General features: G+C 34.5%; 12 protein-coding genes. All 12 read left to right on the forward strand.

Annotation, left to right across the window (positions count from 1 at the left end; translation table 11 throughout):
• Positions 1-24: 24 nt before the first annotated feature.
• Entirely contained in the window at positions 25-2,838 is a 2,814-nt protein-coding gene (locus tag B8965_RS05950) for an S-layer homology domain-containing protein (protein WP_159446285.1), read from the forward strand.
• A gap of 287 nt (positions 2,839-3,125) precedes the next feature.
• The gene (locus B8965_RS05955) at positions 3,126-5,066 is read left to right on the forward strand and encodes a polysaccharide biosynthesis protein (protein ID WP_200805883.1); all 1,941 of its coding nucleotides are present in this window, start codon (positions 3,126-3,128) and stop codon (positions 5,064-5,066) included.
• Between the two features lie 382 nt (positions 5,067-5,448).
• Positions 5,449-5,724 (forward strand): hypothetical protein, encoded by a 276-nt coding sequence (locus B8965_RS05960; protein ID WP_084052942.1) that lies wholly within the window; start codon positions 5,449-5,451, stop codon positions 5,722-5,724.
• 266 nt (positions 5,725-5,990) lie between these two features.
• Positions 5,991-6,443: a VanZ family protein gene (locus B8965_RS05965; RefSeq protein WP_084052943.1), complete on the forward strand. Its 453-nt coding sequence runs from the start codon at positions 5,991-5,993 to the stop codon at positions 6,441-6,443.
• A 179-nt stretch (positions 6,444-6,622) separates the two neighbouring features.
• On the forward strand, positions 6,623-7,615 hold the full coding sequence (gene galE, locus B8965_RS05970; protein WP_084052944.1) for a UDP-glucose 4-epimerase GalE: 993 nt from the start codon (positions 6,623-6,625) through the stop codon (positions 7,613-7,615).
• A gap of 278 nt (positions 7,616-7,893) precedes the next feature.
• A complete protein-coding gene (locus tag B8965_RS05975) occupies positions 7,894-8,697 on the forward strand; it encodes a hypothetical protein (protein WP_084052945.1) in 804 nt (267 codons plus the stop codon).
• Between the two features lie 89 nt (positions 8,698-8,786).
• A complete protein-coding gene (locus tag B8965_RS05980; RefSeq protein ID WP_242941938.1) occupies positions 8,787-9,959 on the forward strand; it encodes a glycosyltransferase family 2 protein in 1,173 nt (390 codons plus the stop codon).
• The gene (locus B8965_RS05985; RefSeq protein WP_084052947.1) at positions 9,959-11,707 is read left to right on the forward strand and encodes a leucine-rich repeat protein; all 1,749 of its coding nucleotides are present in this window, start codon (positions 9,959-9,961) and stop codon (positions 11,705-11,707) included. Before B8965_RS05980 ends, B8965_RS05985 begins: the two co-directional genes overlap by 1 nt.
• A complete protein-coding gene (locus tag B8965_RS05990) occupies positions 11,694-12,809 on the forward strand; it encodes a DHHW family protein (RefSeq protein WP_084052948.1) in 1,116 nt (371 codons plus the stop codon). Before B8965_RS05985 ends, B8965_RS05990 begins: the two co-directional genes overlap by 14 nt.
• 100 nt (positions 12,810-12,909) lie before the next feature.
• On the forward strand, positions 12,910-13,590 hold the full coding sequence (locus tag B8965_RS05995) for a polyphosphate polymerase domain-containing protein (protein ID WP_084052949.1): 681 nt from the start codon (positions 12,910-12,912) through the stop codon (positions 13,588-13,590).
• Between the two features lie 13 nt (positions 13,591-13,603).
• Positions 13,604-14,284, forward strand: a complete 681-nt coding sequence (locus B8965_RS06000; RefSeq protein WP_084052950.1) for a DUF4956 domain-containing protein — start codon at positions 13,604-13,606, stop codon at positions 14,282-14,284.
• Positions 14,285-14,299: 15 nt separating this feature from the next.
• Positions 14,300-15,691 (forward strand): CotH kinase family protein, encoded by a 1,392-nt coding sequence (locus B8965_RS06005; protein WP_084052951.1) that lies wholly within the window; start codon positions 14,300-14,302, stop codon positions 15,689-15,691.
• The last annotated feature ends 69 nt before the right edge of the window (positions 15,692-15,760 follow it).

The following is a 15,760-nucleotide window of genomic DNA, read 5'->3' on the forward strand; positions in this document are numbered from 1 at the left end:
TTTAATAAAATGAGGAGGATGAAAATGAGAAACAAAAAGGTTATTGCATTAGTAGTATGTTTTTTATTTATGTTTAACATTGTCGCAATTAGTGGGGCAGCTAGTGTACAGGCAGCTGGTAGCGCAGGAAGCAGTGGTGGTATAAATTCAGAGATGAGTTTTTCGGAACTTAAAGCAACAGTTACTAAGCTATTAACTAAAGTTGCTGAGAGTAAAAGTGAAAAGAAAGATTATTTATATAGTGCACTAAAGGCAGGCGTAACAGGTGAAGGTGATGCAATAGGAGGATTTATCACCATAGCCACTGGTATGATTAATGATATGTATGATGAAAAAAGTACTTCATATAACAAAAAGTTCATCGTTTATATGGATAATGAAGGTATTTCAGACGACGATCTGAAAACTTCTTTAGAATTAATTAAATTATTTAACATATTCACAATTGAAGATAGAATAACAATGGTTAACCAAATGGAAAATGGAGAAATCCCAGCAAACTTAAATCAAGATGAAGAAAGATTAGTAAAAAAATTAAATGAAAAGCTTCCTGAATTAGAAAAAGCTCTTAAAAGCTTTAATACAGAGTTTGATTTAAGTATGTATGCCTTTGTTTTAACAACATTACAAAGCAAGTCACAAACGCCAGTAATTACTGATGCAGCAGAAGGTAATATTAAGGTAGTAATTCCAGATAAAATTGGCAAAATGGCTAAAGCTGAGTTCATTAATACCGTAGATACAGCTCTTAAAGGCATTAATGTTAGAGGATTTGAGTACACAAGCTTTACTGAAATGACTGATGAATTTGAAAAAGCTGTAAATGACAAATTAACAACTGAGCAAAAGCAAACTTTAAAAAATATCTTAGCAAACTATAACTTATATGACCAAAACAAAACAAAACCAGTAATTACGCTTGATAAGGGAACAGATAAGGTTTATTTAGAAAAAACAGAGCCAGCCCCTGATTCTGATATTAGTTATAACGTGCTTAACGGATATACTGCAGTAGATGTATTTGGGCAAGACATAACAGAAGATGTATATTGCACAGTTAACGGTGAAAAGGTAAAGTATGTAAATACATCGAAAGTACGTAAGAATATTGTCGAATATAATGTCGAAGATAGCTTAGGCAATAAAGCTGAGACAGTAACTAGAACTGTATACGTTTTAGCTCCAGTTGAACTAGGTACTCCTGTAAAGGTTGTAGAGGGAATGCCTGTTATGATTGAAGGTGGTACAACACTTGAAGGACTTCCAGCAGGTATAACAATTACAGTAAATACACCAGCAGCAAATGAAGCAGTAGTTCCAAGTGGTATTGCTCCAGCTGGAAAACCATTAAAGTTCGATATTAAATTAACAGATGAGCAAAAGAAAAAAGGTGTTGTAATTAGAATACCTACTACTAATAAAGACGCAGTACTTTCATATTTCAACACTGAAAGACAAAAGTGGGAAGTACAAGAAAAATCTGAAGTTATCACTGTAGATGGAAAATTATATGTAGAAGCAAGAGTGCACCACTTCTCTATCTATGGTCCTTTAGCAAAATCAGCTCAGTTAATGGCTGATAGTATTGCCGAAATTGCAAATCCTGCTAAAAACGCAGAAAGCTTAAAATTACCAAGCTTTGCTGGATTTAAGGTAGAAGTTATAGAATCAAGTAATGAGAGCGTAATTGAAAATGGTACAGCGGGTAAAGTAATCCCTCAGAGCTCTGAACAAACAGTAACCTTTAAAATTAAAGTTACAAATGAAAATAAGCAAGGTGAAACAGCTACAACACCAGAATTTACCGTAGTAGTTCCTGCTAAGTCATCTAGTGGCGGTGGCGGCTCTGGTGGATCAGGCGGAGGCGGTGGAGGCGGAAGCGCTTCAGTTGACACCTCTAAAACACAAGAAATCGGCGCTTATAATGGTGGTAGCTTCACTCACGGAAATGCAACAGTTAACTTCTTAACAAATGCATTTGACTTTGCAGATAATATCAAAGTAACTATCAAGAAATTAACAAGCACAAGCAGTTTACCACATGCAGCTAATCAAAAGTTCGTAAGTGATGTAGTAGAAATCACTAAAGATGTAAAAGGTGACTTCAAAAAGCCTGTAACTGTGAGCTTAAAATATGACAACAATAAAGTAGATTTAACTAAGTCTGACGTAGCTATTTACTGGTTAAACGAAACAACTAAGAAATGGGTTAAATTAGATAATGTTAAAGTAGACACTGATAAGAATGTAGTAAGCGGTGAAGTAACTCACTTTACTAAATTTGCTGTTATCGCAACATCAAATGAAATTCCTATAGCAATTGAACTTACAGACATCAAAGGACATTGGGCAGAAAAAGACATTAAAGCATTAGTAGAATTAGGTGCTATCGGTGGTTATGCTGATAAGACATTTAAACCAGATAACAAAATTACAAGAGCAGAATTTGCTAAAATCTTAGTAAAAGCATATAAGATTGATAATAAAAATGGCAAAGTATTTGCTGATACTCAAAACCACTGGGCTAAAAATGATATCGCAGCAGCAGAGAGTAATGGTATCGTAAGTGGATATAGTGCTACTAAATTTGGTCCAGATGATGTAATTACACGTGAACAAATGGCAGCAATGGTAGTTAATGCAGCTAGTTTACAAAATGTAAAAGGTGAACTTAACTTCACAGACAAAGCAAAAATAAGTGCATGGGCAGTTGACGTAGTTGGTGCTGCAACAGCAAGTAAAATTGTTGGAGGATACCCAGATAATACATTTGGCCCACAAAACAATGCTACAAGAGCAGAAGCAGCTTCTGTAATTATGAGAGCATTAACAAAGTAAGTTAAATTTACAATTAAATGGTCCCCTGGATAATTATTACTACCAGGGGTCATTTTAATTTATCAATAACCGAAATTTAGATAATAACTATATAGTAATTTAATACTAATTGATACAAAATTCGACATTATTTTTTGACTAGATGTTATATGATGCATATAATAGGTTAAATATTGTAAAAAAGTAAGTATTATCAAAGAGAATATTAAATTCTAACTCTGCAAATATATAATATTAACCAAAAATAATATTATTTAGTATAAAGTGTGGTGGAGGTATTAAGTAACATGTTTAATAACATAAATAAAAACATCAGGGTTTTGTCGCTGATGTTGATTGATGCACTCATAGTTAATATTTCATTATTTGGGTCTTTGCTGATTCGCTTTGACTGGGCAATACCTCTTAATTATTTACAACTAGTTAATAAATATGCTTTACTTTTTACCATTATTAGTTTAGCTTGCTTTGCCATGTTTGGGCTGTATAAACGTGTGTGGCAGTACGCTAGCATCGGTGAATTAATCACGATAATGTTAGCTGTTACGGTAGGGACTACTTTAAAAATTACCTTTGGCTACTTAATTGTAAATACAGAAGGTCCATTTTTACCACGAAGTGTACTCCTTTTAACTTGGTTTATGACTATCTTTATGATTGGTGGATCTCGCTTAATTTGGAGATTGTATAGGGAGCATAAAGCAGGAGGGCATATTAAAGGTGGCAAGCCCGTTGTGATTTATGGAGCTGGAGATGCAGGAGTCATGGTGGCTAGAGAAATGCGCAATCATTTTTCGACGCAAATAAATGTAGTGGGATTTATTGATGATGATCATGTTAAACGTGGTCTTAAATTATTAGGATTACCTGTCCTAGGAGATAGAGAGAATATAGCGAAGGTTGTAGAAAAGTATGGAATTGAAAGAATTATCTTAGCCATTCCATCAGCCGAGGGAAAAGAAGTTAGAAAAGTAGTCGAAATATGTAAAGAAACAAGTGCTGAGGTGCAAATATTACCAGGTATGTTTGATTTAATCGATGGAACGATTTCCGTAAATAATATTCGGGAAGTGCAAATTGAAGATTTATTAGGTAGAGAGCCTGTGAAGGTCGATTTAGAAGAAATAACAGAGTATACACATAATAAGACAGTCCTTGTAACAGGGGCAGGAGGCTCGATTGGATCAGAGCTGTGCCGTCAAGTGGCTAGATTTTCACCTAAAAAGCTGTTATTATTAGACATTTATGAGCATACTATATATGATTTAGAAATAGAATTACGTAATGAATTTCCAGAACTTAAAATTTATCCATTGATTAAAGATATCAGAGAAAAAGAATCCATGGAAAATGTATTCCGTGATTATTCGCCACAGGTAGTCTTTCATGCAGCAGCTCATAAGCATGTACCTTTAATGGAGCATAATCCTGAAGAAGCTATTAAAAATAATATTAAGGGTACATATAATGTAGCCCAAGCCGCAGATAGATTTAATGTGCAAAAGTTTGTCATGATTTCCACCGATAAGGCCGTAAATCCAACGAGCGTAATGGGAGCAACTAAGCGCGTGGGTGAAATGATTATTCAGCACATGGATAAAATTAGTAAGACAAGCTTTGTAGCTGTTCGTTTTGGTAATGTTTTAGGCAGTAAGGGCAGCGTTATCCCTTTATTTAAAAGGCAAATAGCAAATGGTGGCCCTGTAACTGTGACTCATCCAGAAATGGTGCGTTTCTTTATGACTATACCAGAAGCAGTCCAGCTCGTTATCCAAGCAGGAGCCATGGCAAGAGGTGGCGAGATCTTTATCCTTGATATGGGTGAGCCTGTAAAAATAATGGATTTAGCTAATAGTTTAATAAAATTATCCGGCTTTGAGCCTAATGTCGATATAGACATAAAGATTTCAGGCGTAAGACCTGGAGAAAAATTATATGAAGAACTCTTAACAGCTGATGACGTGTGCGATGCTACTACGCATAAAAGGATTTTTGTCGAAAAGCCGTCCGAGCCTGATGTAGCTGTAATGGAAGAAATAATCCTCGGTATCATGACAGATAATTTACCTGTAAATAAAGCAGGCGTTGAAATATACTTAAAGAATTTAATTCCATCATTTAGAGAAAAATGTGCAGAGAATTCAGCCGACTTTGACGAGCAAGAAGAAGTAAATGAGCAAGATTTAGACTTTAAATCAAATGAAGCAAATAATGTATTAGTAAGTTAATGATTAGATGGACCTCAGGTATAAATTGCCATGGGGTCTTTTTTTATGCTATCCATTTCCTGCACAAGAACCTAGGTATAAAACCACGTCAACTGGCGCAGAATAGCAAATTTGTAAGAAAATCAAGATAATTCATATATAAACATAATAAAACTTATAATGAGCATTAACAAAGTTGATTATAGATAAGTAGGAACTTAGACTAAATTAGTAGAATTACTTATACATATAAGATAAAGAGTTAATAGATATTAAAAAGATCAAAAATTACAAAGGAGATTTACACGTTTACCTTTACAGACATTTCCTATTGAACTGGTGAACTATTATGAACTATGAATTAATGAATTAATGAATTAATTATAAAATGGAGGGATTTAAGATGATGAAATTTGAAATTTCCGAAAATTCAGCAAAATACTTCGAACCTAAAGCAAAAGAGGAATTTAACTGGTTAGCACTTTTAGTGATGTCAAATAAACTTTTACACAATGCCTTTATTGGAGTTTGTTTTGTTTTATTTATTATGCCTATAATTGTAGGTCTTTCCATTTTCGGAATATTTGCAATTCCAGCCTGGTTTATCACTAAAGTAACGGGATTTAAAACTAGAGATAGAAAACACTTAAGGACCGGTTGGAGATTTACCTCATTGTAAAAATGATAAGCTCCCCTTTAGGTAGAAGGTTTAAGAAATAAAACTTGACTACTTAGAGGGGATTATTTTTGCGATATATTAGGGTTAATTTATATAAGCTAAGCGCAAAGGTGTATAGAAGTGAGCATTAGATGTATAAAAATGAGATAAAGTCTAAGACTAATAGTGATGTAAATTTGCAACTAACTGGTATATATTAGCATCTAAGACAGATTTAGTGTATAATATATATAGTGTTTTTATTTTAGCCTAGAAAGGGTTTTTCTATGTCGTTTCAAAAAATTATTGCCTGGGTCTTAGTTGTCATTTGGATGGGAGTTATTTTTAGCTTTTCAGCTCAAGTTGCTAACAAATCTAATCAATTAAGTACTGGTATCACAGAAATAATTGCTAAAACAGTGCAAAAGGTTGTACCACAGGCAGACCTTAAAATAAAAAATATAAATCATTTAATTCGCAAAAATGCGCATTTCTTTGTGTATTTAGTACTCGGATTATTAGTTGCTTATGCCTTAAAAACCCTCGGCGTTCATGGCTTTAAGGCCTTTTTTATTGGCTTAGTATTTTGCATTATTTATGCTATTTTAGATGAATTACACCAAATGTATGTACCAGGCAGGGGGCCAGGGCTAAAGGATGTCTTGATTGATAGCGCCGGGGCGAGTGTGGGTATTTGTACTTTTATGATTATTTATTATTTACTGAAAAAGCAGATTTGAAAAAACATAAATTCTCATATTACATAGATTTAATCAAAATATTTAGTGCTGGTATTTAAATATAAGTAAAGCTGTATTGCCGTAATGCAATAGGATATATAGATTTCTTAGCATATTTTTGAAAGATAAAAATATTAGTTAAGCACTATTTTTAAAAAAAGAAAGGATGAACTAATATTATGAATATACTAGTAACTGGTGGTGCTGGATATATTGGCTCACATACTTGTGTGGCTTTATTAGAAGCAGGCCATAGCGTATTTATAGCGGATAATTTTTCTAATAGTAAGCCGGAAAGCTTAGAAAAAATAAAACAAACATCAGGTCAAGACGTAACATTCTATCAAATAGATGTAACAGAAGAAGGTGAAGTAGATGAAGTATTTTCTAAGCATACTTTTAATGGCGTAATTCACTTTGCTGGCCTTAAAGCAGTGGGCGAATCTGTAGCAAAACCTCTAGAATATTATTATAATAACGTCGTAAGTACGTTGATTCTTGCCAAGGCATGCCTAAAATATAATGTGCCAAGATTTGTCTTTTCCTCCTCTGCTACGGTGTATGGCGATAATATTTCACCTTTTCACGAAGAAATGGATTTACTTCCAACCACTAATCCATACGGGGAAACTAAAGCCATGAGTGAACGTATCTTAATGGATGTTGCAAAGGTTAATCCTAGGTTTAGCGTATCCCTTTTGCGTTATTTTAATCCCGTGGGTGCTCATGAAAGTGGTTTAATTGGCGAAAATCCTAATGGAATTCCGAATAATTTAATGCCTTTTGTGACCCAAGTGGCAAAAGGAAAACGTGACAAGTTAAGTGTCTTTGGTAATGACTATGATACAGTAGATGGTACTGGGGTTAGGGATTATATTCATGTGGTGGACCTAGCTGAAGGTCACGTGGCAGCAATGGAACATTTAGCACCTGGTGTACATATTCATAATCTTGGGACAGGCCAGGGTACCTCTGTATTAGAACTTGTTCATGCTTTTATGGAAGTAAATGGAGTAGATGTACCGTATGAAATCGTAGACAGACGTCCGGGCGACATCGCTACTTGCTATGCTAATGCAGCTAAAGCAGAACGAGAACTAGGATGGAAAGCAAAAAAAGGCATCAAAGAAATGTGTAAAGACGCCTGGAGATTTGAGCAGGGGAATAAATAAAATACATCTTATCTAGGTTTAGCGTATCCCTTTTACATTATTTTAATTCCATCTATGCACCTGCCATTTTGGTAGGTGTTTTTGTTATTTGCAGACAAAGTGTTGTGCGGTGGATAATGTGAGAAATACTTTAAATTTATATTTATTGACACGCAATACTAAATTGAATTATTATTAAGACAAAATATGCGTACATAAAATTATGCAATATTATTTATCATCTTTCACATTAATCTACATAAATTATACTAATTAATCATATAAAGGTAGGTGATGGGATGGAAAGTAGAAAAGAAGTAAATAAGCAGCAGATTTACTATGCTAGGACATATCGCCACTTAAAAGGGAACTTGAAGCAGTCTTTGCTTTATCTTTTTCTTTTTATAATTCCCATCTTAGTTTTGCTACTCTTTTTATATGGTGATGTAACAATTATTATGAGCAAAATGGCTATAAGTTTTCTTAAAGAAATCTGGCCAAATAAGAGTTTTTCAATCGCGCAATTTGAGCTCGTCAGGGGTCTAACCGATGTTAGTGCTGTCCAGACTATAACTGTAATGCCTAGTTTAAAAGAAATTTATATAAATATTATTGTTAATATTGTACTATTACTTTTCCTATTTAGTGGTAAAAGAAAGACAAAACCCATTTCAATCTATCTTGTGATTTTAGTTTTTTTCCATTTGGTTAGCTGCATATATTTTCTCTTCGCAGCCAAGTACTTTCCCTATTCTACGAGTGATTTTTCAGAACTTTATATGAAGCAGCAAGTGGGTATCTGGATTTTTTTCCTAGTTCTTACTGGAATAATTACAGCATTTATGGGCAGTGGATATTTTATAACCAGAATGGCTACAGTGATAGGCATCATGACTTATTCACTTATTTTTGGAGTTATTCGCTACATTGTCTCTTTATACATCCTTCTTGAGTTTTCCATATTATACATGATAATAATGTTTTTTTTCTTGGGTCCATTTTTTGACTTTTTGTATCTTGTTGCCATTTACTCTTTCTTTATGAATCGAATGATTAATGTCTACGAGTTAAAACGTGGAAAGGAAAGATGGATATGGTCATAAATGTATTAAAACTATATATGTTCTTGATCATAGTAATAATGCTTATTTATGCTGGCAGACATATGGTTTTTTCCTACAATAGAGTATTCGTGAAACAACGAATTTACTATAATGATATTATTTCTAGTGTTATGCCTAGTATATCTATCCTAATTCCTATGCATAATGAAGAGCTAGTTATCCATTATATAATGGAGTCACTTCTTGCTTGTGATTATGACAAGGATAGAATGGAAATAATTCCTATAAATGACAACTCAACCGATAGAACGTGGGAGATCTTAGAGGAGTACAGTCAGCAGTATGAATTCATCCGTCCTCTAAATAGGGATTCAGAGCTCAATGGGAAACCAGCAGCACTAAATGATGCTATGGAAATAGCGAAGGGTGATATTATTATTGTTTTTGATGCTGATTATAGACCAGCAAAGGATATGCTAAAGCAATTGGCTGTAGCTTTTGGAGATCCTGAGGTTGGAGCTGTAATGGGGCGAGTTATACCATATAACACCAATACTAATCTTTTGACTAGATTATTAACTTTAGAGCGTTCAGGAGGATATCAGGTAGATCAGCAAGCTCGATACAATATGAGATTAATTCCACAATATGGTGGTACTGTAGGAGGATTTCGCAGAGAGATTTTCATGGAAATGGGAGGCTTTAATCCATCGGTATTAGCTGAAGATACTGAGTTGACTTATCGCCTTTATATCAAAGGCTGGAAGGTTATTTATGCTAATTCGGCAGAATGTTATGAGGAAGCCCCTGAAACGTGGTCAGTTAGAGCACGCCAGATTCTAAGATGGTCGCGTGGGCACAATAATGTTTTGTTTAGGTATTTTTTTAAGACACTTACTACTACTAATATGAATTTTCGGGAAAAGGTAGATGGCATTCTTCTTTTAATGGTCTATGCGATTCCCTTTTTGCTAGCCCTAGGTATCCTAGACTCCTTGGTACTCTTTCTTCTAGGAGAAATGAATATTTTTGCTGGATGGTGGGTATTACTTTTTATCGGTGCTTATAGTACATTTGGAAATTTTGCACCTTTTTATCAAATTGGTAGTGCACAGATGATGGATGGAACTCGAAAGGAAGTGCTTCTGTTACCACTTGTCATGTTTAATTTCTTCTTTTATATGTGGAATATTAGTCTAGGATTTTTGTATGCTATTGTAGATATTATTACTAGGCGAAATGTTAAATGGGCTAAAACTAATAGATTTACAAAGCAGCCCTCTGAGGAGGTGCGCTCTTGATGGAAAATATGATTTTACTGATTATGGTATTTATCCTGCTTTTGACGGCGCCAGTATGGATTGCTTATATATATTTTAAAAAGGACTCTGCAAATGCGCCGTATATTAATAAAAATAGAGACAGGGATCCCCGATATTTTGGGATTTCTTTCTCTAGAATGATTAAGGAAAAGTGGCATACACGGGACCTGGAAGGTTATATGATGCTTTCACGCCTAGAAAAAACCATTAGTTCAGAGGTGCTGGGGTCTTTAGAAGATGTGGAGGATATTGTAATTGCTGAAGAAGATGAATTCCATCCAGTAAAGAAGCATCGCTTTTTAAAGGAAATATATGCTAGGGGTCAGGTGTGGCTAGAAGGTATAACGGAGCTAAGAGCCATTTATAGTGATAAAGATATGATGATTGGAAATAATACTCACATTTTCCGGTGGTTAGATGCAGAAGGAACTGTAGCTATTTTTGATAGTTGTCAATTAGGGGTCAGTGCTACTAGTGCAATAAGGATAAGTATTGGTTATGACTGTTCTTTTCGTAGACTCTATGCACCAGAGATTCTGTTAGGTCAGCATGCTGGAAAGGAAGCTTTAAATAACGTGGCTCAGCGTATTAAGGAGAATAACTTTTGTCTAGAAGAAATTCCTGATGCGATTTATCGAGTAAAAACATCTTTATGGCAATATCTTGAAGATGAGGAAATCCTTTTAGGGTCAGTTATAGCTACTGAAGATTTGCAGATTACCGAGGATACAATTATTCATGGAGATGTAAGAGGACAAAAAAGTATTAAAATTTTAGATCGTGCTATTATTTGTGGAAATGTATTTGCAGAAGGAAAAATTATTTTGGGTGAATTTAGCTGTGTACTGGGCAATTTATTTTCGCAGGAGACAATTATCCTAGAAAAGGGCGCTGTAGTAGGGAAAAGGGGGCGGATATCCTCAGTTGTTGCCCGGGAAGGCATTATTTTTGAAGGAGATAATTTTGTTTATGGACTTGTAAGCTGTGAACATGGTGGAAGGACATCGCCAGCTAAAGAAAATCAGGGAGAAGGCGTGCGACAATATAGCTATCTAGCTAAGGTAGAAGAAAATAAAAGTCTTATCTTTAAGAATGCGGAAAGCTTTGTAAATCATGACCCTCAAGGATTTAGACGCCAAAAAGAAATTGAAAAAGTAGAAATCCCTGAAGGTGTACTCTTTATACCTCGTTCCTTTTTTTATGAATGCAGCGGAATAAGGGAACTTAAACTGCCTTCAACTTTAGCAGAAATTCATGATTTTGCTTTTAAAGGATGTGCTCAGCTAAAAGAGCTTTCTTTAATTGATTTAAAAAGGTTAAGAAAAATTGGCACTTCTGCTTTTGAAGGTTGTACTCGCCTAGAACGCGTCATCTTGCCAGGAGGATTTGAGGAAATTGGTATAGCAGCATTTTCTGGATGCACTATGTTAACAGAAGTAATTATCGAGGAACCTGCTGCAAGTCTTTATAAGATTGGAAGCCATGCTTTCATGAACTGTATAAATCTTCAAAATTTAGAACTGCCCGCAGGAGAAATTGAAATAGGAATCAGTGCATTTAGAGGGTGTGACCAGCTAGATACCGTGATTAAAGAAAGAGGTTTAGAGCAAGCAGAATTAATAAATAAAAAAGGTTTAGATCAAGTAGAATTAAGAAAGAAAAAGGATTTAGATCAAATAGAATTAATAAAGAAAGAAGGAGGTGTCTTAGCAGATGGAGCTGAATAGAAAAAAATTAGCCCTGATGGGTTTAGCAGGTGCCCTTATTTTAATCATTTTGACCTCTGTTTTTTCACTCCTTCATACATATCTTGATAAAACGAAATCTTTAAAGGAATCAAAGGTGAGTCACGTGGAACTTGTAAACCAAAATCCAAATCAAAACCAAAACCAAAGCCAAAATCCAAACCAAAATCAAGGTCTAGAGGCAGATTATAAAATAAAGATGGAGCCAGATAGCATTACGGATGAATGGATTTATTATCCAGAACGAGTTATTAAGCGCATTAATTATAATGAACAAGAAATAACAACAAAAGCTTCTGAAATTAATCGATTTTATGAGATGATCCCAGGGTCAGTGCAAAAGTATTTTATGTTGGTACCAGGGAGAATAGGATATGAGCCAGGTCTCACAGAATATGCAAAGGGAATGTGGCAAACAAAAGAAAAGTTTCAAGACCTTTTAAATACTAGTGTGAAAATAGTGGATGTTTCAGAAAGTTTAGCACAGCATAAATCAGAGTATCTCTTTTTTAGAACTGATAATGCTTGGACAGCTAGGGGAGCATATTATGGAGCACAAGATTTTTTAAAGGCTAGTAATACGGATATTATCTATACTTTAGCTGACTATCAGGAGACTTGGAGTAACTTATACACCGGGGCAAGAAAGTTAGATAAAGAGTGGAAGATCTCTCATAATCTCCAAGATAAAATATATCATTATAGAAATACTGAGAACATTTTTTGGCAGAATATTGTAGTAGGAAACAAAGAAAATCAGTATGTGATGTCAAGAGAGCCTATTATTTCAATTTCTCGCACGGGTATAGACACTTTTGTAGGGGGCATCTTTTCCCATTCAATGCTAGAAGGAAGTGGAAACAATAAAAAAACCTTGCTCCTAATAGGTAATTTCGATGCGAAAGTTTTTGCTCCCTGGCTGCTTCCTTATTATGAAAAGATATATTTTGCAAACAGCATTTATTATCAAGGTGATAAGGACGAATTTCAGAAAATTTTTACGGAATATAATATTAAGGATGTTCTGATTTTAGAAGGAGTATATACGATGGAAAAGGGTCAAATATACGATAAATGGTCGTAATATTAAAGGGAAAAATTAGGATTAAGGTAACGATTGAATTAAGGATAAAGGTGAAATTAGGATAAAGATAAAAATATGGATAAAGAATAGGAGGTGTAGAATGCAAACAGTTTTTCGAAAAGAAATCAAATATATAATTTATAGATCGGACTTTTTAAGGATTAAAAAGCATCTAGATGCAGTCTTAGAAAAGGATGCTCATGGTGGGCCTGATGGATATCTGGTGAGATCTCTTTATTTTGACTCACTCTATGATAGAGACCTAAATGATGTGTTAGATGGTGTCCTAGAAAAAAGAAAGATACGAATTCGGATATACAATCCAGAGCAAGAAAAGGCAAAGCTTGAGTATAAATGTAAAAGTGGTACTGATGGTAGAAAAAATGGATTACAAATAACTCGAGAAGAAGTGCATAAAATGGAACACATGGACTATTCATTTTTAATGGATCGACCAGAAGAAATTGCCTGGGAAATATATAGAAGACTGCTCTCAGGTGCCTACACCCCAAAGACTATTATCGAGTATCAAAGGCTAGCTTATATTTATCCTGTGAGTGATGTCCGCATATCTTTTGACACAGATATACGAACAAGCGGCACCCCATTTGGACTTTATGAATCAGCACCTTTAGGAATACCTGTTATGATGCCACATTTAGGGGTTTTAGAGGTGAAATATAGTGGGTTTCTTCCAACGATTATTAAAGAATTAATAGCACCTTTAGATCATGTAGCCGTAGCAAATAGTAAATATGCCGTTTCAAGATTATTTGTATAAAGGGGAGATTTAGATGAACGAATTTATTCTTGAAAATTTGACTAACACAGAATCATTAAAAGTTTCGGTAATTTTACTAAATAATATTGTTGCTTTAGCGGTAGTAGCTTTTATTATGCTCACATATCGAATCACCTATACAGGAACAGCTTATAGTAAAAAATATAATATTTCTCTTGGGATGATTGCGATTATTACAACAATGATTATGAGTGTTATTAGTAATAATTTAGCACTTTCACTAGGTATGGTCGGTGCACTTTCTATTATTCGTTTTCGTACAGCAGTTAAAGATGTACGGGATTCAGCCTTTATCTTTTGGGCCATTGCTTCAGGGATTGGGTGTGGGGTAAGTCAATATATGCTCATTGCTATTGGTAGCTTTGTTTTATTTGTATTTCTTTTAATCATGCGCCAAATATCTCCCGATAATCGTCAGCTTATTATAATTCAAACTATTCCAGCTGTTCAAAATAAGGTAGAAGGAGCAATTACGGAACATTTAGGCAAAAAGGTACGCTTGACCATGAAAAACTTAACCAAGGAAACATGTGAAATGGTTTATACAGTCTCCGAGGGAGCTTTAGAAAAGGCAAATCAAATCCAGATGGTGGATATTGTCCAAAAATTGATTAAAATTGAAGGTGTGCATCGGGTAAATGTGGTGGAACAGCTAGATGACATCTCGCGTTAAGAGGAGGTAAACCTCATGAAAAAAACCATAGCACTTCTGCTTTTTGCCCTTTTAATTATTATCCTTGCAGTTAACTTGGAGCAAATCATTATAGGTATCAAGAAAATAGATGTAAAACCACCTTTTACGGATAAGAATATAGAATACCAAAAGGCTTTAGAAGATGACTTTACTACGAATTTGCCAGTTATTATAATTGATACAAAAAAGCAAATGATAGATAAAGATACAAAAACATGGGCAAAGGCAGCTGTTTTAGAAAAGGTGCCAGGAGGAAAAAGTATTCTCAGTAAGCCAGATCAAGTAATGGATATTCAAATAAATTATCGCGGTGCTTCCTCTTATGCCTACTTTGACAAGCGTCAATATAGAATTAAATTTTTTAAAGATACTAATAGCACAAAAGAGCTAAATTATGAATTAGCCGGAATGGAGCCTGATAGTGAGTGGGTGCTGCATGGACCTTTTTTAGATCGAACTTTAATGAGAAATCATCTAATTTATGGCCTAGCAGGAGAAATTATGGACTGGGCACCTGATTCGAGGTTTATGGAACTATTTGTTAATGGCTATTATCAAGGTGTTTATTTAGCTGTAGAACCCGTGACAAGTGGAGCATCAAGACTTCGCTTAAATACATTTGGTCTAGTATCTGGAAACACTCCCTATATTGTAAAAAGGGAGCGCATAGATACAGAAATAGAAAGCATTTCAACTTATGGAGAAATAGCAGGACATACGTCACAAGAACTTTCAATCGAATATCCAGCTAGTAAAAACTTAACCCATGCTCAAAGAAAATTTATCGAAAATGATCTAAGTACCTTTGAAACTGTGCTTTATGGAGATAAGTTTGCTGATCCAGAAAAAGGTTATGCAAAATATATTGATGTGGATTCCTTCGTGGATTATGTAATTATTAATGAAGCTACCATGAATTATGATGCAGGTAAATTTTCGGTCTACGCCTATAAAGACCTTAATGAAAAACTTAAAATGACAGTGTGGGATTTTAATAACTCGTATAATCATTATCAATGGTCTTATCATAAATATGACCAATTTTTCCTAACAGATTCCCCGTGGTTTGATCGTCTATTACAGGATCGGCAATTTGTCGAAAAGGTCGTTCACCGGTATCGTGAACTGCGCAAAGATATCTTAAGTACAGAAAATATCCATCAGCATATTGATGATTATCAGATGGAACTAGGTAGTGCCATTGATCGGAATTTTGACGTGTGGGGTTATTCTTTTAGATTAACCTTACTATTCAAAAAAGGGGAACAAGAAAGAGAGCCAAGAAATTACGACGACGCCATTTTGCAACTAAAAACTGCAATCGAATCAAGATTTTCTTTCCTTGATGAAAATATAGAGGAACTGTATAAAAATTGTGTTAATTAATATGATTGAAAAAGGTAGGACTATTGTTAGCAAATATCCAGAAATAGAGAAGTAATTATTTTTGGATAT

It is taken from the genome of Desulfonispora thiosulfatigenes DSM 11270 (assembly GCF_900176035.1).
Classification (GTDB): domain Bacteria; phylum Bacillota; class Peptococcia; order Peptococcales; family Desulfonisporaceae; genus Desulfonispora; species Desulfonispora thiosulfatigenes.

Excerpts from the sequence above, each read along its gene's own strand:
- B8965_RS05990 (WP_084052948.1), top strand. The coding sequence starts at position 11,694 with ATGGAGCTGAATAGAAAAAAATTAGCCCTGATGGGTTTAGCAGGTGCC.
- B8965_RS05965 (WP_084052943.1), top strand. The coding sequence starts at position 5,991 with ATGTCGTTTCAAAAAATTATTGCCTGGGTCTTAGTTGTCATTTGGATG.
- B8965_RS05985 (WP_084052947.1), top strand. The coding sequence starts at position 9,959 with ATGGAAAATATGATTTTACTGATTATGGTATTTATCCTGCTTTTGACG.
- B8965_RS06005 (WP_084052951.1), top strand. The coding sequence starts at position 14,300 with ATGAAAAAAACCATAGCACTTCTGCTTTTTGCCCTTTTAATTATTATC.
- B8965_RS05975 (WP_084052945.1), top strand. The coding sequence starts at position 7,894 with ATGGAAAGTAGAAAAGAAGTAAATAAGCAGCAGATTTACTATGCTAGG.
- B8965_RS05960 (WP_084052942.1), top strand. The coding sequence starts at position 5,449 with ATGATGAAATTTGAAATTTCCGAAAATTCAGCAAAATACTTCGAACCT.
- galE (WP_084052944.1), top strand. The coding sequence starts at position 6,623 with ATGAATATACTAGTAACTGGTGGTGCTGGATATATTGGCTCACATACT.
- B8965_RS05995 (WP_084052949.1), top strand. The coding sequence starts at position 12,910 with ATGCAAACAGTTTTTCGAAAAGAAATCAAATATATAATTTATAGATCG.
- B8965_RS05955 (WP_200805883.1), top strand. The coding sequence starts at position 3,126 with ATGTTTAATAACATAAATAAAAACATCAGGGTTTTGTCGCTGATGTTG.
- B8965_RS06000 (WP_084052950.1), top strand. The coding sequence starts at position 13,604 with ATGAACGAATTTATTCTTGAAAATTTGACTAACACAGAATCATTAAAA.
- B8965_RS05950 (WP_159446285.1), top strand. The coding sequence starts at position 25 with ATGAGAAACAAAAAGGTTATTGCATTAGTAGTATGTTTTTTATTTATG.